Source organism: Fontibacter flavus (assembly GCF_042432905.1).
Classification (GTDB): Bacteria; Bacteroidota; Bacteroidia; order Cytophagales; family Cyclobacteriaceae; genus Fontibacter; species Fontibacter flavus.
Genome location: NZ_JBHLWI010000055.1, coordinates 16,354 through 38,139, shown reverse-complemented (window position 1 = coordinate 38,139; position 21,786 = coordinate 16,354). Strand labels below are relative to the sequence as shown.

11 protein-coding genes are annotated in these 21,786 nt (G+C 38.7%); 1 reads left to right on the top strand and 10 read right to left on the bottom strand.

Translation table 11 applies throughout. The features are described 5' to 3' along the window. Positions 1-257: 257 nt before the first annotated feature. On the top strand, positions 258-2,624 hold the full coding sequence (locus ACFFIP_RS17415; protein WP_382389027.1) for an ABC transporter permease: 2,367 nt from the start codon (positions 258-260) through the stop codon (positions 2,622-2,624). A gap of 89 nt (positions 2,625-2,713) precedes the next feature. Here ACFFIP_RS17415 and ACFFIP_RS17410 read toward each other — a convergent pair whose 3' ends face one another. The 10 genes from ACFFIP_RS17410 to ACFFIP_RS17365 form a co-directional block, all read right to left on the bottom strand. Continuing rightward, entirely contained in the window at positions 2,714-3,709 is a 996-nt protein-coding gene (locus ACFFIP_RS17410) for a bestrophin family protein (protein ID WP_382389026.1), read from the bottom strand. Between the two features lie 249 nt (positions 3,710-3,958). Continuing rightward, positions 3,959-5,341 carry a M48 family metalloprotease gene (locus ACFFIP_RS17405; protein ID WP_382389025.1) on the bottom strand — a complete coding sequence of 461 codons (1,383 nt, stop codon included), beginning with the start codon at positions 5,339-5,341 and terminating at the stop codon, positions 3,959-3,961. Between the two features lie 223 nt (positions 5,342-5,564). Then, the gene (locus tag ACFFIP_RS17400; RefSeq protein ID WP_382389024.1) at positions 5,565-6,752 is read right to left on the bottom strand and encodes a proline dehydrogenase family protein; all 1,188 of its coding nucleotides are present in this window, start codon (positions 6,750-6,752) and stop codon (positions 5,565-5,567) included. 183 nt (positions 6,753-6,935) lie between these two features. Continuing rightward, the gene (locus tag ACFFIP_RS17395; RefSeq protein ID WP_382389023.1) at positions 6,936-8,459 is read right to left on the bottom strand and encodes a S10 family peptidase; all 1,524 of its coding nucleotides are present in this window, start codon (positions 8,457-8,459) and stop codon (positions 6,936-6,938) included. Positions 8,460-8,462: 3 nt separating this feature from the next. Next, positions 8,463-9,878: a RagB/SusD family nutrient uptake outer membrane protein gene (locus tag ACFFIP_RS17390; protein ID WP_382389022.1), complete on the bottom strand. Its 1,416-nt coding sequence runs from the start codon at positions 9,876-9,878 to the stop codon at positions 8,463-8,465. Between the two features lie 11 nt (positions 9,879-9,889). Beyond that, a complete protein-coding gene (locus tag ACFFIP_RS17385; protein ID WP_382389021.1) occupies positions 9,890-12,934 on the bottom strand; it encodes a SusC/RagA family TonB-linked outer membrane protein in 3,045 nt (1,014 codons plus the stop codon). Positions 12,935-13,200: 266 nt separating this feature from the next. Beyond that, positions 13,201-14,487: a M24 family metallopeptidase gene (locus tag ACFFIP_RS17380; protein ID WP_382389020.1), complete on the bottom strand. Its 1,287-nt coding sequence runs from the start codon at positions 14,485-14,487 to the stop codon at positions 13,201-13,203. A gap of 27 nt (positions 14,488-14,514) precedes the next feature. Further along, positions 14,515-17,670 carry a VPS10 domain-containing protein gene (locus ACFFIP_RS17375; RefSeq protein ID WP_382389019.1) on the bottom strand — a complete coding sequence of 1,052 codons (3,156 nt, stop codon included), beginning with the start codon at positions 17,668-17,670 and terminating at the stop codon, positions 14,515-14,517. Between the two features lie 472 nt (positions 17,671-18,142). Continuing rightward, positions 18,143-18,541, bottom strand: a complete 399-nt coding sequence (locus ACFFIP_RS17370; protein ID WP_382389018.1) for a response regulator — start codon at positions 18,539-18,541, stop codon at positions 18,143-18,145. A gap of 1 nt (position 18,542) precedes the next feature. Continuing rightward, positions 18,543-21,176: a ligand-binding sensor domain-containing protein gene (locus tag ACFFIP_RS17365; RefSeq protein ID WP_382389017.1), complete on the bottom strand. Its 2,634-nt coding sequence runs from the start codon at positions 21,174-21,176 to the stop codon at positions 18,543-18,545. Positions 21,177-21,786: the final 610 nt, after the last annotated feature.

Sequence of the window (21,786 nt, the reverse complement as noted above, 5' to 3'; positions counted from 1 at the left end):
ATTAGTCTTAAGACTCAAGATCAAGTGAGATGCGAATTTCGGACAGAGAATTATAAGACAAGAACCAAGAGACTTGAATTTCGGAATTCGGAAGGAGAGATGCGGAGATAGATCCTTTATGAGTTTGTCCCGAAGAATTCTGGAAGATCATATTGATTTAATAGATTTTCGAATGAAATTCTGACAACTATTACAACAAAACACCTGTCTGCCGTGGCGGAACCAATTAAAATTGACAATCTGAAACCAAATTCTCTATGTACTCAAATTACTTCAAAATCGCGTTACGAGGATTTACCAAACATAAATTGACTTTTTTCATCAATTTATTTGGACTCTCTTTGGGGCTATGGGCTACCATTTCTATTGGTTTATGGGTTAAAAGTGAGTTGCAAATGAACCAATCATTTGCAGAAATGGATCAGGTGTATAGGATCATGGAGCATCAGCGATATGGTTCGGATATTTTTACCACAACTTCAACACCAGGGATTTTAGCTGCAGCGCTGAAAGAAGAGTATCCAGAGGTGGAAAGATCCGCATGCTATTCCTGGAATGAATCTGCTTTATTGGTAGCCGGGGAAAATAGAATAAGCATGGATGGGTTCTATGCAGATCCAGATTTCCTTCATATCCTGCAATATGAATTTTTGAATGGTGACAGAGATCAGGCTCTAACTGAAATCAGTCATATTGTACTGAGTAAAGAAGGGGCAATTAAACTTTTTGGTAAAACAGATGTGGTAGGTGAAACTGTAGTATTGAAGGAAACCGATGGTGAGGCTTCTTTTCAGGTGATGGGAGTTGTTGATGTTGACCCTGAATTGTCCAGTAATAGATTTGAATATATTCTTCCGTTCAAGTTTATGTTTGACAAGCCATACAATGGGTGGCTTCAACGCTGGGGAAATAATGGACCGAGCACTATTGTCAAATTACATAAGAATGCCAATGGGCAAGAGTTTTCAGATAAGATTGAGGATTTTATTGCTCAAAGGAATGAAGGTAGTAATGTAAAATTATTTGCCTTTCCGGAAAAGGATTTATACCTCCATGGCAAATTTAAAGATGGACTACAACAAGGAGGAAGAATTGAATTTGTCAGGCTTTTTGCGGTCATCGGTATCTTTATCCTGTTGATCGCCTGTATCAATTTCATGAACCTTTCTACTGCTAAATCTCAAAAAAGATCCAAGGAGGTTGGGGTTAGAAAAGTAGCAGGGGCAGAGAAAAAAGAACTCGTTTTTCAGTTCTTAACGGAATCCCTAGTTATTTCTTTGGTTGCTGGAATTTCAGCTTTGGTGATGGTTGAACTGACCCTACCTATTTTTAATAGGCTGGCAGATAAATCTATGTCAGTTCCTTACGAAAACCTTGCTTTTTGGAGCCAATGGTTGGCAGTTGTAGTTATTACCGGAATTGTTGCAGGAAGTTACCCTGCTTTTTATTTATCTGCCACCAAAGTTGTTTCAGTGTTTAAAAACTTAACAAAATCAGGGAGAGGAATAGTGATGGCTAGAAAAGGGTTGGTGGTTTTCCAATTTGTATTGGCCACCATGCTGATACTCGCCACCATAGTTGTTTACAAACAGATTAATTATGCTTTGAACAAGGATTTGGGCTATAATAAGGACCAATTATTGATCGTGCAACTTGAAGGAAAATTATTTGAAAATTTTGATGTTTATAGAGCTGAGCTGGAACAATTTCCTGAAATTCTGGGCGTAACCAGATCTACGCATTCAATGCTTGGCAGGAGTTCCAATACAGGTGATGTTACTTGGGAGGGAAAAGATCCTGACTTTACAGCATTGTTTGAAATCATGAGAGTGGACCATGGCTTTATTGAGACCTTGGGTTTGAACCTTATTAAGGGGGAGGATTTTTCAAGAGAGAGGATTTCTGATTCCACAGGAAAAGCTATACTTAACCGTAGGGCTTATGACCTTATTACCAAGGACAACCCAACTGTAAACAGTTTCAACTGGAATGAAGAAACCCAAATACTGGGTGTTGTAGAGGACTTTCACTTCCAAAGTTTTCACCAAGGTATAGAGCCCGTAATCATTACCTTAGACCCAACATTTGCTTCATTGGCTTTTATTAAAGTTTCCCCTGAAAATATCAGCCAAACTTTGCAGGAAGTCAAAAAAGTGACTGAAGCTTTTGAGCCATTCTTTCCTTTCAAGTACAGTTTCATGGATGAAAATTATGCCACCTTATACAAGGATGATGTAAGAACGAGAGAACTGGCTAAATATTTCAGTATTCTTACCATTTTGATTTCATGCTTGGGGCTTTTTGGATTATCAGCCCATATCGCAGAACAAAAAACCAAAGAAATTGGTATTAGAAAAGTTTTGGGAGCCTCCACAATTTCAATCCTTCATGTGATCAATAAGGAATTTATCGCAATTGTATCTGTTTCAATCATATTGGGGTCAGGTATTTCCTATTACTTGATCCAAGATTGGCTTCAAGGATACGCTTACAGGATTGATTTTGAATGGTGGTTTATCCTATTGGCAGCTTTTGGTATCCTATCTATCGCTTATTTGACAGTGAGTTTACAAGCTTTGAAGGCCGCTCATATTAATCCTGCCAATACGTTGAAAAGTGAGTGAAAAGGCACACAATTCAAATCCCAAGACCCAAAATTCAAAATTCAAGAACCAAATTTTAAAGTCCAAACTCCAAAGTTCAAGCTTAAATTTCACATCAAAAACCCATTTTCTACTGGATAAGGTTTGGGGATTTGCTCATCATTGATCATTTGCCTTAAATCAATTTCTATTGCCCTTGTGATAGAAGAGATGGGCACATCGTTGTAATTGCCTTCAAAGGGGTTTTCTGAATAATCACCTATTTTTTCCATCAGGAAGAAAATCCAGATAATCAAACCGGAAAAGGGAATGGTCATCCAGATCCAAAGTTCATTGGATTGGGTGAAGATATCCAATAAGCCAAGGGGAATTAAGGCACAGAAGACGTAGTTCATCCATAAAGCAACAGAAGCATATTGCCTAGGTAAAGGGAAGTTTTTGATACGTTCACTCATACCTTGATTGTCATACAAAAGGCCAATGATTTGGTGAAGCCACACATGTTTGTAGTCAGAAATCAAGCTCTTTTTGAATAATGCTTCAATCTCTTCACTTTGTTTTTTTAAAAGTTGGGAGGGCAGATTTGATTTATTTCTATACGAATCCAGTTCTTCTTTGGAAAGATATTCGGACAACTCTTTATCTAGGCCATTATTGAGTATATCAGCATAATGAGGAACGAAAACCAAATTTGGAGGACCATATTTATGCTCCCATGACTTAGGAATTCTCAAGGCATATCTTAGAGCAATAATCCAGGCAAGATGTCTATAAATCAGTTTTTTTTTGATCTCCCATAAATCCGTGCCATCATCTGTTTGCAACATTGTCAAAACTGCAGTTGCAAATTTTCGGCTGTCATTAACGATTGCTCCCCATATTTTCCTTGCCTCCCAAGTTCTATCGTATGAACTGTTGTTTTTGAAACCTAGATAAAAAGCAACGGCTATACCAATGACGGAAATCGGTTCCCAAGGTAAAGTAAATTCCCATTTTGTCAATTCAAATATTAAGGTGATGAGTCCTGAATAAATCAGACCGTAGTAAAATGGTTTTTTAGACCATTTGAACGTCATCAATAGACTGTAGTGCCGTTTGGTATACATGAGAAAAGCTTAAAAATATTTTGAATAAGTGTAAAAATATACAACAAATATTTGAAAAAATCCCGATATCAATAATTTTGATATATTGGGATTTTGAGGTGTTAAATGAGAATATCTTAAAATTGCATCAATTATGACAATTTTTTTAAAGTGCATTGAATTGCTTTTTGTATTCATGATTGAAGGCCATTCCCTAGAGTTGTAATTTAACCAATGGAAAGCCTTAAATATATGAATATCATTTCGCCATCAATTTTCTTCCGGGATTTCCACTCCTTTTTCAGCAAGAGGGGGAGTTCTTGATGGTTTTCTTTGCAGATACTGATTGATGCGGTCTAACTCTGCTTCTACCTGACTGCCCTGAGCTTTTAACGTCATTAATTCATCTCGGTACTTGAGAAATGCTTCATTGGCTTTTTCGGATTCGTTAAGCCTAGTGTAAATCATTCCTGCCTCTTGGTAAAGTTCGGGGAGAGGGTTAACTGATTTCTTTTTGGCCATTTCTATATATTCCAAAGCCAACTGATTGGAGTTTCTGTCACCGGAAATCTTTCTTTGAATTTTACTCAGCAAAAGAAAGTCCTTATCAGTAGCCATATTCAGCGTGTTTAGTTTTTGGGCCAACATCTGTGCATAGCTGTAGTTTTTGAGGTGGTATTCCTGCCATGCGGTAAAACTTATTGTACTGGCAATTTGGTTGGTAAATGAATAATCGTCTAAAACAACAGTTTCCGGATAAGTCTTTAGATAATTTTCTCCAATAACTTTAGCTGTTCTTTTTTGCAAATCTGTATATTGGGCTCCTATATTTCCCAAAGTTCCTGCGGAAAGAAAATATACAGAAAGACCTAAATCAGCCGCAAGCGTATAATCATGGAAGGTACCATTTTGGGCTTGGTCCACGGCCATCGCAGTAGCAGAGGCCACAGCGGCCACTGTTCCCCAAATCCTTGCCCTTCGTTCTTGTTTGATTGCACGATTGAGATTGACAAGGTTATGTTCCATTACGCTATGAGCAACATTTTGTGCAAGGATATTGATCAGTTCTTCTTCTGAATTTGTACTGGCGATCAGACCAGCGGTGAGTACAATCATGCCATTGTCGAAGGCAAAACTTGTGGGTTCAGTTGAGTTTAAAATAACCAAGCTAAAATTTGTGGTTTTATCTTTGACTAGGGGAGTGGGGTGGATGTGGTAGAGCAGCTGATATAGATAATCATACAACAAATCATCTTGAAAAACCATATTATTGGCCAATGCCTGGGAATAATAATCTATGGCATCTTCATGCAGTTCCTGTCTTTTGTCTTTTTCCCAACCATTTTTATTGACCTCTTCAGCTCTGTATTCAAACCAAATTCTTTCCCAAAAGTCCAAGTTTTCATCAAAAATATTTAACCTGTCTTCATTCACATATTTTGAAGAACCTACTATTCGAGAGTTGATCAAATATTGTTTTTTACCAGTGGTAGGATTGCTTTTTACCCCATTTACTCTAACTGTATCTCCGGCACTATGATCTAGAACAGGGTAAAGCAATTTGGCATAGACTTCAATTGTTTCCTGAGCTTGCGTAATAGTAGGGGAGAAGAGAAATATAAATAGAATGAGGAAAATGTTTGAAGTCTTCATAGTCTAAAATTTTTGGTAACTAAAAATGTTTACGATATAATTAAAATTTGGTTTTTATAAATTCAATTAAAATTTAACATTAAGTTGTCGGATGAGTTTCTGTGGGCGACATCGGTATTAAAGGGAGAAGCTAAAAATTTTAAATTTACTAAAATGAAAAAGGCTACCGAAACGTTCCGGATAGCCTTTTTACAATCGTAAACTAACATATTTCTTTACATTTTTACTGGTTTTTCCTTCTCTCAATTTCTTTTTTGATCAAATCAAGTTCACGGCTGGACTGACCAGCGATTGATGTATTTTCTTCTGCTCTTCTGCTGAGATAAGGCATGACTTTTTCAACAGGCCCATAAGGCACGTATTTAACTGCGTTATACCCTTGTTTGGCGAGATTAAATGAAATATTATCGCTCATGCCATATAATTGGGAAAAAAATATCCGTTCATCATTTTTTTGCAGATCATACTGATGGATCAGTTCTGTAAGAAGCAAATTGCTGTTTTCATTATGAGAGCCTGAAAATAAGTTCATGGTATCAATGTTTTGAACGCAATATTCCAAAGCAGCATTATAATCCCTATCTGTTGATGCTTTGTCCGGCTGAATAGGGCTTGGGTAACCCAATTTTTCTGCTCTTTCTCTTTCCTTTTCCATGTAAGCTCCCCTAACCAACTTTGCTCCGAGAACATATCCTTTTTCTTGAGCTTTTTGGTGGGCTTTTTTCAACCTGTCGAGCATGTCGTGCCTGTACATTTGATAGGTGTTGAATACTACACACCTTTCTTGATTGTATTTTTCCATAACTTCGTAGACTATTTTATCAAGGGTGTCTTGATACCAAGAGTCTTCTGCATCGATCAGTAATCTTGTGCCGGAATCGTGAGCATATTTGCATATCCTGTCCACACGTTTGATTAAGTTTTGGTATGCAGTTTCTTCAGTTTGACTTAATTTTTTGCCGTCCTGGATTTTGGTCATTAATTCAAAATCCCCCAATCCTGTCATTTTGAATACAGCAAAGGGAATAGCATCATTATCTTTACCTGTTTTAATGGTTTCAAGTACTTCGTTCTTGACAAATTCAAAACTCTCTTCTGTTCCAGTTCCTTCCACTGAATAATCAAGAATTCCCTTTACCTGGTATTTGGCCAAGTTTTTTACAGATTTTTCACATTCATAAATGGTTTCACCTCCGCAAAAATGGCCAAACATGGTGTTTTTCATGATCCATTTAATGGGAAAATGGATCTTGATGGCAAGGTTGGTGAGTTTGATCCCTAAGTTGACCAAAGTACTATTGTTCATGGCCGAAAAGATCAAATGCATTTTCTGTAATTCCTTATCTGACCGGGAAGCAAATGCCACTTCCAGGTTATTGAATAGACTTGATAGTTGGGTTGGGGATTCCATTAGAGAAGAATTTGACTGGGGAATTGTAATTGATTTTGTTGGGTAAAAAAGGGCAGAGTTGATTTGCGGAATTTAATTTTTTTTAAAGGCAACCTGTTATAAACAGGCTGCCTTTTGGGTCAGAAACCCATAGGTTGATAGTGCTGGTTTTAGCGTTTTTATTACTATACAGGGAATAAAAGCTTATTTCCTGAGTACTTCATCGTAAAATTCCCGTACATCCTTGGTCATTTTATCCAAAGATGGTTTATGGATATACACCATATGACCTGATTCGTAATATTTCATTGAAATATTGTTTTTCAATTCAGGTGCCAACATCATGTGATCTACGGTGTATTCAGTAGCAAAGAATGGAGTTGCCAAATCATAATAGCCATTGATAAACATGACTTTTAGATAAGGATTCTTATGTATGGCCAATCTTAACGTTTCAGAATTGTTCAAATATTGGTTTTGAACATTGTTGTAATTCCAAGGTCTAACCCTCCCGGTTAGGATTTCATAGGCCAGATTGGTTTGGAAGCCTAACTCTCTATTGATGTAATCATTGATTGCCATGCTATAAGGTCCATAGATTGCTTTGCTGTAGCTAGGGTCAAATTCATATCCTTCACCTGCATGGTCATAGTCGAGCCCCAATATCCTGCCATCTAGTCTACCTACTGTTTGCTGCTTGTCTCTTAGCAGTTCTTTGACAAATCTGCTGATTTGGATTCTGTAATGGGTATGGTCCAAATACTCTTTAGAAAGACCCGTATACTGGTGCAGTTTGTCAGCAAGTTTAGCTTTATCAGCTGCTGTCAATTGGTCACCTTTCATCAACATGCTGGCATATTCACCTTTAGCATATTGCCTTACTTCCTCTATAAATGCATCAACATCAGTGATTTTATTTGGAAGGGCATTATGATAAGCTGCTATTGCAGCATAAGTAGGTAAATACATGATATAAGGCAGGTCATGACCTCTGCTAAAATTTAGAGTGGCAAAATTGGTCACTGCACTGATCATGATGATTCCATTGAGGTACATGCCATATCTATCCTGAAGATAACCTGATAGTCCGGCAGATCGGGTTGTACCGTAGCTTTCTCCGGAAAGGAATTTTGGTGAATTCCATCTTTTGAATTCTGATACGTAAGCTCTGATGAAGTCTCCCACTGAAGAGATATCTTCCACATAGCCAAGGAACTGTCTTTTGTCCTCACCTTCTGCGGGTCTGCTGTATCCGGTTTCAATAGGATCAATAAAAACCAAGTCAGATTTGTCCAGCCAAGAATTAGGATTGTTGATGATTTCATATGGAGGTTGTGTTGCCTCACCATCATCAGTCATTTTGATCATTCTTGGACCTAAACCTCCCATGTGTAACCAAACAGAAGATGAACCAGGGCCTCCATTGAAAATGAAGGTTATGGGCCTGTCTTTAGGATTGGACACGTTGTTAAGCGTGTAAGCTGTGAAAAAAAATCTTGCTTTGTCTTTTCCTTCTTCATTGGACATGTGCATAAAACCAGCGGTGGTTTTATAATTCAATGTCTTGTTGTTGATCAGCATGGAGTGGTTTTTTTCACTTACTTCCAATTTTGACATCATCAATTGGTTAGGGGTAGCGGCTGCTGATATTCCTTGCCCCATGGAGTAAGTGATGCTGCAGCACATCATGAGAAGTGCTGCAGCTATAGTATTCAAATATTTCATCATTAATTATCTGTAAGCAGGGTTTTGGACCATGTTTGAATTGGTGAGCAATTCAGATGTTGGTATTGGGAATACATACTTATCAGCTGTTCCGATAGAATAAAGGCTGGCGCCAGTAGTTCTAGGTAGGTTGGCAAATACATTCACAGCCCTTCCGGTCCTGGTCATATCGAAGAATCTATGACCTTCAATAGCAAACTCAAACCTTCTTTCATCCAAGATCAGATTAACCAGCTCATCAGTTGATGAAGCAGTTGCATCAGGAAGATCAGCTCTGTTTCTCACCATGTTCAAGTCAGATAGGCCACCGGATATATTATTCTGGCGAGCTCTGGCTTCAGCCCTGATCAAATACATTTCAGCCACCCTGATTACAGGTACGTTACTTGCATTTTGCAAAAGGTTGAATTTGGTAGAGTAGTATACGCCACCAAATGCAGGATTGAAGTCAATTAAATCACTTCTTGAATCTGTACCTTGTCTGGCCAACAATTCTGCGGCAAATGGTTGATGGAAGGAAAGACCTCCACGGCCATTTAAGCTGGCAGGATAATACCACTGTCTCAGACCACTGAAATCCACCACATTATAATCCATTTCGAAAACTGATTCGCTGGAGAACTCAGTTCTGAAAATATTGGAAAATGGCTTAGTTAAAGTGTAGTTTCCCTGAGAAATTACTTGTGAGGCATAAGTTTCAGCTTGCGCCCATTGATCGATGTAAAGGTAGTATCTGGCCAACATTCCAGTTGCGGCAGCTTTTACCAAACGTGATCTGGTTAAGAAGTTACTTGCTCTAGTGGGTGGCAAAAGTCTTTCGCCCGCTTCCAAATCGCTTTTTATTTGATCCCAAGTAGCCTGAAGAGAAGCTCTTGATTTATAAGAGTTCTCATTAACACCAGCTGATGGTTCAGTTTCAATTACCACACCAAGTTCACCGTACTTATTAGGAATTCCACCGAAATATTTAGCCAATTCAAAGTACATCATACCTCTGAAGGTATAGGCCTGACCAAGCATATCATCTATACGGCTTTGCTCTAATCCTGGCACTGTTGGCGCAAATGCAATAATGTTATTCGCCAAATCGATGGTCCTGTATATTTGGGTATACATATCATCAATCTCTGTATTGTCAGGCGTCTGACGGAACTCATCGATGACGTTGAAGTTATCCCAAGTATCGATACTTTGAACCAAATCTGAGGCTAGATCTCCGATGGTCTGAACTCTCCAGTTATACACCAACTGCGCTTCATTATAAAGACCGTTTAGGGTAGCTTCAGCATTGATTGGGTTAGAGAAAGCCTCACTTGTTGCAATCTGGAACTGAGGCTGCTGATCCAGTACATTACATCCAAAACCAATACCTACAGAAAGCAGGACGGCCATGGAAATAGATTTATATTTAAGATTTTTCATGATTGTCATAATTAGAATGTCAAGTTAACACCAGCTGTGATTGTTCTTGGCTGTGGCATAACTGCGATGTCCACTCCTGATACTAAATTTGAAGGGCTCGTACTTACTTCTGGATCCAAACCTGTGTAATTGGTGAAAGTCAAAAGGTTTTGTGCCGCTACATAAATTCTTGCCCTGCTAGCTCCAATTCTGGAAGTTAGTGAGTTTGGAATTGAATAGCCCAAGCTGATGTTTTTCAATCTTAGGTATGAACCGTCTTCTACGTGTCTGGAAGGCCTCAAATCAGCACTATAGTTAATGGAAGCCATTCTTGGGATATCAGTGATATCACCTGGTTGTTGCCATCTTCCTAATTGCTGTGCAGAATAACCCGTAGTTCTTTCCCCACCATGTTCGAAGAAGAATCTTCCATAATTCAGGATTTCATTACCTTCACTGAATTGGAAGAATACCATCAAATCGAAGTTCTTGTAGTTGATGTTGTTGGTAAATCCACCCACATATCTTGGAATTGCACTGCCGTAAATCTGTCTGTGGATGTTAGGATTGAATGTTTCGTCACCCATGGTATCCCAGATGATGTTACCGGTTTGTGGATCTACACCTTTTTCTACGTGAACATAGAAGGAGTTCATCGGATAACCCTCCTCAACCCTAACATAATCCCTTGTGAAAGTAGTGAATGGGAAAGCAAGTTTTTTAACCAAGTTGTTGTTTCTTGATACATTGAAGCTGGCAGTCCAAGTCAGGTCTTTTTTGTCCACGATTGTACCATTGATTCCTAATTCAAAACCTTTGTTTTCCATTTCTCCAAAGTTTTGGGTCAAGATGCTATAGCCCAAAGTTTTAGGAACCGGTACGTCAAGAAGAAGATCCTTGGTTTGCTTATTGTAGTAATCAAAGGTCATGGTCAATCTATCAGACCATAGGCCTAAATCAAAACCAATGTTCAACTGTGCGGTAGTTTCCCATTTCAGGTTAGGGTTGGCCAATTGGTTCGGTGTGATACCTGGAGCATCCACATAAGAAGCCGCTCCACCTGGCTGACCGATACCGCCAAGGTTAAGTCCGCCTCTCATGCCACCCCAAAGACCTAATGCTTGGAAATCTCCGATACCACCTTGGTTACCCGTGATACCATAACTTGCTCTAAATTTCAAATCAGAAATCGTATTCAGATCTTTCATGAAATCTTCTTCTATCATTCTCCAAGCACCGGCAATAGAAGGGAAATACCCCCATCTGTTGTCTGCACCAAATCTTGAAGAGGCATCAGCTCTCATGTTAGCAGTTAATAAGTATTTACCTTTGTACCCATAATTTACTCTGGTAAAGAAGGATGCGATACCCCATGCGCTGGATGTACTGCTTGCGTTTTTAACCGCTGCAGAAGCGATCTCTTTGAAGGAATTGGAAGGGAAACCCTGTCCAAATGCCTGGGTTCGATTAAAAGAGTTTTCTTGTAGCGTATTTCCCAACAAAATATTGAAGTCGCTGCTTCCTTTAGTAAATTGATAAGTAAGCACGTTTTCGTTAATCCAGTTATTGCTGGTTGTTACAAAATCCTGAGCAGATCCTTTGATGGCATTTCCTGCAGCAAGGAATGTGTTGAAATATCTATCTTCTTCTACGAGGTTATTGTCAATACTCCAGGTACTTTTGAATACCAATCCGTCTGTGATTTCCCAATCTGCATACACACTGGCAATGAATCTTGTGGTTTTCATCAAGTAATCAGTTTCGTTTGCAACTGCCACAGGGTTTTCCCAGAATGGTCTGTAATAACTGCCATCTTGATTATAAATTGGATAGTTACTTGGATAGAAGAAGGCAGTGGAAAGACCACCTTCAATAGCGTTACCATTTAGGGATCTATTTCTGGTACTTACGGAATAAGTGGAACTCGTACCAATTTTTAATCTAGGAGAAACCATAAAGTCAAGGTTCAACCTGGCACTGTTTCGGTCAAAGGAAGCCGGTTTAACCAAACCTTCTTGAGAGAAGTTGTTTCCTGAAAGGAAATATTTGATTTTATCGTCACCGCCTGCAATAGAGGCATCCAAATTACGAACGCCGCCAGTCTGGAATATCTCATCAAACCAATTGGTATCAATTGCCTGATCAGGGTTTGCAAATCTTGGTGTATAAGGCCTGCCTTGACCGTCTAGCGCTGTTAGAGATCCATATCTGTCTATCCAGTTGTTGGCAGCAGACTCATTCTGCAGTCTTTCAAATGTAGGGCCATCAACTCTCAAGTCGTTTGGACTTTTCCAAGGTTTGGAAATACCTCCATACATACTGACATTAACAGTTGGTTTACCTTTTTTACCTCTTTTGGTTGTGATCAAAACCACACCATTTGCAGCTCTGGCACCGTAAATTGCCGTGGCAGAAGCATCCTTCAGAATTTCAAGAGATTCAATGTCACCTGGGTTCAAATCTGCAAGCGGGTTTGCTGGCTGACCAAAAGTTGTAGCAGCAATATTTGATGTTACAATAGGCACACCATCAATCACATACAGTGGGTCAGAGCTACCAGTAATGGAGGTCGTTCCTCTGATCCTGATGTTCATGCCACCGCCTGGTTCTCCGGATTCTGAACTGGCAACCACTCCGGCAGCCCTACCTTGGATCAGCTGATCAGGAGAAATGATCGGTAGGTTTTCAGCTGTATTACCACTAATAGAAGAAATGGAACTGGTCAGTGTTTTTCTATCCTGCTCACCATACCCTACCACGACGATTTCCGAAAGGTTTTTAGTATCGCTTTGTAGTGTAATGTTGATCATGGATTGGTTGTCCACTCTTACTTCCTGGTTCAAATAACCAACGAAAGAAAACACTAAAACATCACTTGGAGAATTGACAGCAATGGAATACCTGCCATCCAAATCCGTTGCTGTACCGATGCTGGTACCTTTCACTAATACGTTGACACCTGGGATTCCGTCAGGTTCATCGGCTGAAGTCACTCTTCCTGTTACGGTCCGTGACTGGGCAAAAACAGTCGCCGCATGGAGCAGGACTATAAAAGCCATAAGTAAATTTTTCTTCATAATGGAATTTTTTTGGTTAATCTGATACCAAGATCCTGATTAATATACCTGAATCAAAGCCGTTTATCACAGGATAATACAATAGGTGTAAAAATAAATCGGATAAATTTTATTTAAAATATTATAAATTAAATATAGTTATAATAACTATGGAAAATTTAAAAATAAAAATGAAATAGTATAATTAGTTTGAAAAATTTGATCAATAATTTTTAAAATGAGTAGGCCTTAGGGATATAAAGTTTTATATCCCTAAGGCTGATTTTTTAAGAAAATGGACTGTCTATAGCGGATCCAGGTGTAGAGAAATAAACCGGTCCATTGTCTGAAATGTACATACAGTCTTCAACCCTAACTCCAAATTCTCCCACGATATAAATACCTGGTTCATTGCTGAAGCACATTCCTTTTTGAAGAGGTGTTTTATTTCCTCGTACAAGGTTTGTCCATTCGTGACCGTCCATGCCAATGCCATGCCCCAATCTGTGGGAGAAATATTTATAGTCCGGACCAAAACCGCCATCACTGATGACTTTTCTGGCCACAGCATCTAAATCCTCACAAGTTGTGCCTTCTTTTTTTGCCAGTTCAAATGCAGCAAACTGTGCCTCTTTGGCCAAATCCCATACTTGTCTTTGTCTTTCAGTTGGTGTGCCAAAAACAATGGTGCGGCTGATATCTGATTTATAGCCTTCAATGGTACAGCCACCATCTGCTAAGATGATATCACCTTCTTTTAAAGTTTGAGGAGTGCTGCTGCCATGAGGGAAAGCAGACCATTCACCGAAATTGGCGCCTATAGATCCTGTAGCTCCTAGTGCCTGATGTGCTTGAGATGCGATTTTTCTGAAATCATCCTGGGTCATGCCTTCCTTAAGAGAATTGAAAAGTGCTTGGTATGCAGCGATGGTGATTTCATTCGCTTTTTTCATCAAGGCGATTTCAGCATCCGATTTGTACATCCTGCAACCGGCAGTGATGTTATCAGCCAAAACATAATTAAAGCTACTGGCTTCACTTTTGATTCCTTCATACAAGAAAAACCTGCATCTTTCTTCAATTCCCAAAGTACCGGTACGGCCAATTTTGTCTACTAAAATGGTTTTGACAACTGCGTATGGACTTTCATGTTCTTCCCATGTCCTCACTTCACTGCCAAACTTTACCAGTTCGCTGACTTTATCTTCCTCAAATTTTGGACAGATGTACATGATGTCTCCATTGGCGGGAATAACAGCTGCTACCATCCTTTCTGAGAGAAAGAAATCAAAATCTAGGAAATATTTCATGCTGGTTCCAGGTTCCAAGAAAAGCGCATCGATTTTGGCCTGCTTCATGAGTTCCTGAGCCTTGGCAATTCTTCCCATCCTTTCTTCTCTAGATATTGGAACTACTCCTTGGGTCATGTTGCTGAGGCCTTTGAATGCATCAGGTAATTCACTTGTCCCAGTAGTTCCTTTGTTATCTTCTGAAGACCTGCAGGAGACAAATGGCAGGGTTAAGGCAGGAGCCAGTGAAGCTGCCTTGATAAAGGATCTTCTGTTAAATTTCATGATGTGTTTTATGGTTGGTGGTTATTTTTATTTTTTAAGTCTTAACTCCAGGTCTTTGGAAATCAGGTACTGATTGAATAACGGGATTTCTTCATTGATCAACTTCTTATATTGGACCTGAATGTCATCCAGTTGCTTTCTGAAGACATTGTATACCTCAACTTGCTGATTGGTTGGCTTGAAGTCTGCACCGAAGCCTCCGGCATCACTGGCAAGGGCACTGATTCTTCCGTAGAGTTTCATTGGAGCTCTGAAAGCATCCTCTCTTGCACCTGTCAGGTTGATGTCAAAGAGCTCGCCCTCTACTTTTAGGATTTTAGCTTCCAGTTCTTTGATTTTATTTTGGAGTTCACGATCATCTTTTGAAACTACAAGCTCTTCCAATTCTTTACGTATTTCCTCAATTTCATTGATGGTGGTTACCACTTCATTCATAGCTGCATTCAAATTCAGGGAGAAGGACACTTGTTTTTCAATATCATCCAATGTTCCTGCTGTATTTGGATCTTTGAGTACGGTGACATTTTGTAATTCAGTTTTCCCGTCAACGGTTACCCTTACGACATAATCGCCAGGTACTACTCTTGGTCCAAATTGACCTCTGTAGAGATCTAGGTCCCAAGTCACCAATGGTCTGAATTCTCTGCCTTCCAGTTTAACCCAAGGCTTGTCAGGCGGAGCTACCAATAACTTAGGCTGCAAAGTCGGTTCATGTCTCAAATCCCACCATACTCTATTGACCCCAGCTTCTTTTTTGCCTGAAATGGTGCGGATTAGTGTTCCGTCTTTTTTCAATATTTCTATCTTCACCTCTTTAGCAGGTGATTTGAGGTAGTAGTTAATATCCATGCCATAAGGCGGGTTGCTTCCCGTGGTCATAGACCTTCCTTCGGTCTTGATGCCCTGAACCTCCTGGAACCTGTATGCTGGTCTTTGGCTGAATAAATGCATGTCTTTAGAAAGAATTTCGGCTGATAATTCCCTGATAGGAGTGATATCATCTAAGATGTAGAATCCTCTACCATAAGTTCCAATGACCATATCATTAAATTCTTCCTGAATGGTAAGCCAATAAATCGGAACTGGAGGTAGGTTGTTCCTTAATCTGAACCAGGTTTTGCCGTCGTCTTTAGAGATATAAAGCCCTTTGTCGGTACCAGTGTATAACAAACCTGGAACCTTAGGGTCTTCTCTGGTTACGTGTACAAATGAGGATTCTGATTTTTCTATGCCATCAGATATTTTCACCCAGGTCTTGCCATAATCCGATGTCTTGTAGACATAAGGGTCAAAATCACCCAATTGGTGGGCATCAACTGTTACATAAGCTGTTCCTGCCCGATGTCTTGAAGGTTCTATACTGGAAATAGTGCCCAATTCCGGCTTGCCTGGAATGTTGGCAGTGATGTTTTCCCAGTTTTTACCACCATCTCTGGTGATGTGCATCAATCCATCATTAGATCCGACCCAGATCAAGCCATCTTCCAAATGTGATTCTGCAATAGCAAATAGGACTGATGCATCAAAAGTCATAAGATTATCAGTAGCGATACCGCCGGATGATTGTTGATGGCTTTTATCATTTCTGGTGAGGTCAGGGCTTATGATTTTCCAGCTTTGTCCATAATCTTCTGTCATATGGACAAATTGGCTTCCCACATAAACTCGCTTATGGAAATGTGGGCTGATGAAAATAGGGAAGGACCAATGCCATCTGTATTTGAGGTCAGCAGGAGCCCAGCCATAGCCTGCTTCAGGCCATACCCTTACATCTCTTGCATGACCTGTTCTCAAATCATACACCTGGAGACCACCGTCATAGCAGCCCGACCAGACAATATTATTGTCCACAGGATCCGGAATAGCCCATCCGCTTTCGCAACCGCCTACAGCATGCCAAAGGCCCAATGGAATACTTCCCTGTCTACTGTTGCTCGGACCTCTGTAAGAATATCCGTCCTGCCTGTTTCCGTAAACATTGTAAGGCACTTGATTATCAGTCCATACATGGTACATCTGTGCATTTGGGAAGACAAATTGCTTATAGGTCTGCTGTTTGTTCCAGGTCATGCCCATTCCACCATCGTGCGCTACCAGTATTCTGTTGGCATTCAAAGGATCAACCCAAATGTCATGGTTGTCACCACCAGCACGGTATCCTGCTTGAGCGAGGGTTTTTCCTCCGTCTTTTGAAGTACTGAACCTTACAGATGCGAAATAGATTTCATCAGGATCGTCTGTGGAAACTCTTAGCCTTGTATAATAAGGTGCTCTTTCATTGATGGTATGGTTGATCATGGTCAGTTCCCAAGAGTCACCACCATCTGTGGATTTCCATAATTGAGGACTGTCCATTTCAAAAAGGGCATAAACCACGTTAGGATTGCTGTAGGAAATGGCAACAGAGGACTTGCCAACAGGGTTTTTGTCACCACCGGGCAGGCCGTTGTTTTTCATTGATTCCCAGGTTTTTCCCCCATCTTTTGTTCTGTAAATTCCTCCTCCTGGTCCTCCACTGTTAAGACCCCATGTTTTGATATCTATTGACCAAAATGCTGCAAATACAATATCGGGATTTTTGGGATTCATAGCCAGGTCAACAGCTCCAGTTCCTTCATCGACGAAAAGTACATTTTCCCAGGTTTTTCCGCCATCAATTGTTTTATATACACCTCTGTCTTTTTGTTTGCCATAAGTATGGCCCAAACCCGCTACATAAACCACATCTGGATTTCTCGGATCAACTTCAATTTGCCCTATCCTTGCAGTTTCTTTTAATCCCATGTTCTGGAATGTTTTACCGGCATCAGTGGATTTATAAATACCGTTCCCCATGGCATGTGCAGGCCTGATCAGGAATGTTTCACCTGTACCTACCCAAACCTGGTTGGGATCGCTTGGTGCCAGTGCCAAGGCGGAAACTGAAGAGATATCCTGATCATCAAAAATGGAATTCCAGGTACCGCCCCCGTCTTCGGTTTTGAACAAGCCTCCTGAAGCCATACCAACATACATGACCATATTATTGCCGGGTTCTCCTCTGACTGCAATGGTTCGGTTTCCATCTGGACCAATAAATCTAAAATCAAGTTGGTTAAAATAGGAACCATTTACTTGTTGTTGGGCAAAAGTGCTAATACTGAAAACCAATAATAGACTTAAAATCTGATAGATTTTTTTCATATCAATAGTGACTGGGTAAATGTTATTGATTACTATTTAAGAATAAAGGCTAGAAATTCTTGAATAGGTATCGTGAGCTCAAATGAAGATATGAAATGATAATTTTTAAATAAAAAAATAATCTTTTAACGGCATGAATTTCGGTTATAGCGGTCCGATATTTGTTTAAGTGTAACCAAATTATATTTTGTTTTTTAGATTAATACCCGATTGACCGAAATAATATTCTAAAAAATATTCATTTGTAACTAAATATAAAATTAAATACTTTGTTTTAGCTCTATAGTGTTTTATGTTTTCAATTAAATACAATTAATTATTCTGAAATGGTTTTATATGAAGACATTCTTTCAGAAAAAACCGGGGTTTTTTAACAGATTTACTTTTGAGCCGAAAAGTGAAAGAAAAGCAAAAGATGTCAGCATTTTGAATGCCTTTACATTTACTTTACCAGAAAAGTTTTAAGCTTCCATTAACAGGCATTTAGGGATTCTAATATTTGTTTTAATGAAATACAATTATTCTTAGAAATGGGTTTTTCCCAATAATCCATTATGGATGGATATGTTTTTGCCTTTTCTTTGTCTTCAATACTGACTGATGAGGAGACGATAATCACATGAAGCTGGGAGTGGTCTAATTCTTTATAAAGTGCATCCATTAATTCCCATCCGCTCATAACCGGCATGTTGATGTCCAATAAGATTACGAATTTATCAATCTCTTCTTGATGGGTAATAATATGTTCCAATGCTTTAACTGGCTCGGAAAAACATGCGATCATATCAGCACCGCAATCTTCTTTTAAAATGACTTTATGTAAAAGAAGAACAACCGGATCATCATCTATTATCAAAACTTTCGCTGCCATCTTACTTCCTCAAACCTTCAAATTTCTTATTGATTTCTCTGATCATTTTATCCAATTCCTCAAGCGTTTTTTCAAGTTCCAAGAATAGCTTCTCCTTACTCATTTGTAGTTCGTGATACTTTGAATAATTCATCAACATCTGAACAATTGCCATCGCTTTTGAAAGAGGCCCTCTTACGGTATGTGACTGTTGCCATGTAATATTTTTCAAAGTTTCATTTTGTGCTGCTATTTCCAACATGGCACTCTCAAGTTTTTGATTGGTATCATTTAAGTCATGGGTCCTTTGCTCTACCATTCTTTCCAGATCTTTTCCAATACGGACTTTTAAATAATATTGTACCAAAAACATGGCCAATAATAATCCAATCACAACCAATATCAATTTAAAGGTATATGTCTCGTAAAATAAAGGTAATACCTTAATATTTAAGCTATGGACTGATTCAATATTGCCCAATTCAATTGTCTTAATTTCCAGGGAATAATTACCGGGCTTCAAACTGTTAAAGATTAGCTCTTTTCTATCACTTAGGTAAATCCAGTCTTCGGAAAGATTCTTGACTCTGTAATAAAAAGCCACTTGTTCAGGATTATGGTAATTGATATTACTGAATGTTATGCCAAAGTAATCAATGTCAGCTGGAACTTCAATCACATCTTGACCAGGTAGTATATTTTTAAAACTATTACCTAATCTAAGTATGTCCCAATGAAATTTTAATTGGGAGCGATCTTCTTGAATAGATCCTGGATCAGCTATACTGATACCTTCAATAGTAGGATACCAAATCGTCCCATTTTTATCCATTGTTGCACTTGGATAAATAAGGCTGTTGGTTTCTTCATTACTCATTCCATTTTCATGGCCATAAAAATTAGAAGTTACATAAAAAAATTGATCATCGGATGATTTAAATTTGGTAAGTTCCTCTTTCGCAATCCTCTGTAAGCCAAAATTACTGCTTAGCCAAATCTTGCCATGATGATCCTCCATGATGGAGTAAATGCCGTTGGCGTTTAGGCCATTGTTTTTTGTCAGGTGTTTGAAAGATTTATTATTGTACCACAAAAGACCACCTTGAGTACCCAGCCAAAGAGATCCGTCATGATCCTCAAAAATACTGTAAATAATATTTTCACCTGGGGTCAATGGCAGATCAATATGCTCCTGAAATACGCCTCCTTTTATCCTGACCAGACCTTTACTGATTGAACCATAAAGGAGTTCACCTGATTTTGTTTCCTGAACAGTAATGTAACTGACAGCTTGTAGCTTTTCTGGTAAATTGACTTTTACTGCTTCCCCTTTATCATCAAGGTAGTATATGCCCTTATTGGCAATGGAAAACCAAACTTTGCCATCTGAAGCTTGAAAAATGGTATTGACATGCTCACCGGGAAAACCGTTCTCAGCATAGTAGTTACGCTCTATTTTATTGTTTTTTGCATTGATTAGATGCATGCCGTTTCTTGTGCCAACATAAATCTTTTCATCATCACCGCCAATAGTCACAATAGCATCACTTTGTAATCCGGTTTTGGTAGTGAATGATATGGTCTTTTCTCCATCTAGCTTGAAAAGACCATTGCTTTTTGTTCCAATCCATTTCGTACCATTTGGGGAAATGAATATTGGTCTGATGTTTTGCTTGGATAGTAGGGCATGATCAAGTTTTTGGATCGTTGATTTTCTTACAACGGCCAATCCTTTTCCTTGGGTTCCAATGAATATCATATCCTCATCTACCCATAATTTCCTGATAGAAATATCGCTTATTTCTAACAAAGGTATTTTACTGACTTTACCATCTTCTATAATCAGAAGTTCGCCTTTTTCAGTACCCCCCCAAATATTTCCCTTATCATCCACTCTAAGATTCCTGTAATCAAGAAATGCAAGATCCTTGTCAGGAATGATTGTGGTCAAGTTCTCTGACTTGTCTAAACTTAAAACCCCTGTCTTAGGCGCTCCAATATAAACTTGATCCTTTACAGTGAAAATAATCCTGGTATTTAGGTCTTTTGGTCCTATCCTGTTGTATTCAAAAGAGTCAAGGTTCATTGAATATAAACCTTCGTCAGTTCCAATAAACATTTGATTGCCTGAATTATAAAGGCTTTGAATGCTAACATCTTCTTTTGGAAGCCAATTTGGGACTTGAGCAAATTTGTCATCAATCAATTGAAATAATTGGCCGTTTTTTGTGCCTACCCATAAATTGCCTTGATGATCCTCTGTCACAGCGGTAATCCAGGAATCAGTGGTGATTTCATGGCAGTCCACTACTTTGACGATATTCTTATAAATGAAGGCTAGACTATAATCTCCTGCAGCCCAAATTCCCTTTCCTTCTACCAGGAAAAATCCATAGAATGAATTTTCAATTAATTCTGGCACATTGTCTTTATTGAAAACTTCAATATCAGAGCCATCAAACCTAGTCAGTCCTTCTTCCGTCGCCATCCAGATAAAACCTAAAGGGCCTTTTTCCAAGGCATAAACGGTATTGTGCGGAAGCCCATTGGTGTTATTCCAGAATCGGATTACATATTCTTGAGAGTCTTTTTTCAAATTGTCCTTTAACTGCTCTGAGCCTTCGTCGGCCAGGCTATCCAGGCTTTGGAAAACCATTAACAAGTATAAAGTGTAGGAAAATATATTGAATGTAACTTTCAAAATCTTAGAAGTAGTTGGTTTTTGGAGATTAAGTGAACAAAATCACATTGATTCAAATCGAGTTTTTGAGGGAGAATTTCACTATAAACAATTGCTTTTCATTAAGTTAAGTGTCTATTTATCAGGTGTTTCAAATTCTTTTTACAAATTAAGTGCCATTTATGGCTAATATTAACACATGAAGAGGATCAGATTTGGAGAGTCAAGTTTTTCTTTTGTCGAAAATCTGCTGTTAAACAAGTATTTATTGCAATTTCCCTTTCATTGAAAGGGAAATGTTTTTCATTTGACGTCATATGCCCTTTAGAAAATAATAAAACATTTTTATGAAACAATCTGTAATAAAGCGTCAATAAGCTAATTTTCCAAATACAAAAATTCAGGAAATTAATGTTGAAAAAAAACCTGCATTTATGTGCTTGTCAAGAGTAATTTTTTAAGTTTTAAAATATTTCAGAGCTTCATGTTTTTTGATAAAGTTCAAATTACGTTCAATCCAACATCTCTTAAATGCCTCCGGAAATTTGAAGTAATTTATAGTCTTGAAAGTAACACAGTATGATCC

Bases quoted from the DNA above. Each gene is read 5' to 3' on its own strand.
- ACFFIP_RS17365 (WP_382389017.1), bottom strand. From the start codon at position 21,176: ATGGTTTTCCAAAGCCTGGATAGCCTGGCCGACGAAGGCTCAGAGCAG.
- ACFFIP_RS17390 (WP_382389022.1), bottom strand. From the start codon at position 9,878: ATGAAAAATCTTAAATATAAATCTATTTCCATGGCCGTCCTGCTTTCT.
- ACFFIP_RS17400 (WP_382389024.1), bottom strand. From the start codon at position 6,752: ATGGAATCCCCAACCCAACTATCAAGTCTATTCAATAACCTGGAAGTG.
- ACFFIP_RS17405 (WP_382389025.1), bottom strand. From the start codon at position 5,341: ATGAAGACTTCAAACATTTTCCTCATTCTATTTATATTTCTCTTCTCC.
- ACFFIP_RS17385 (WP_382389021.1), bottom strand. From the start codon at position 12,934: ATGAAGAAAAATTTACTTATGGCTTTTATAGTCCTGCTCCATGCGGCG.
- ACFFIP_RS17410 (WP_382389026.1), bottom strand. From the start codon at position 3,709: ATGTATACCAAACGGCACTACAGTCTATTGATGACGTTCAAATGGTCT.
- ACFFIP_RS17380 (WP_382389020.1), bottom strand. From the start codon at position 14,487: ATGAAATTTAACAGAAGATCCTTTATCAAGGCAGCTTCACTGGCTCCT.
- ACFFIP_RS17395 (WP_382389023.1), bottom strand. From the start codon at position 8,459: ATGATGAAATATTTGAATACTATAGCTGCAGCACTTCTCATGATGTGC.
- ACFFIP_RS17415 (WP_382389027.1), top strand. From the start codon at position 258: ATGTACTCAAATTACTTCAAAATCGCGTTACGAGGATTTACCAAACAT.
- ACFFIP_RS17375 (WP_382389019.1), bottom strand. From the start codon at position 17,670: ATGAAAAAAATCTATCAGATTTTAAGTCTATTATTGGTTTTCAGTATT.
- ACFFIP_RS17370 (WP_382389018.1), bottom strand. From the start codon at position 18,541: ATGGCAGCGAAAGTTTTGATAATAGATGATGATCCGGTTGTTCTTCTT.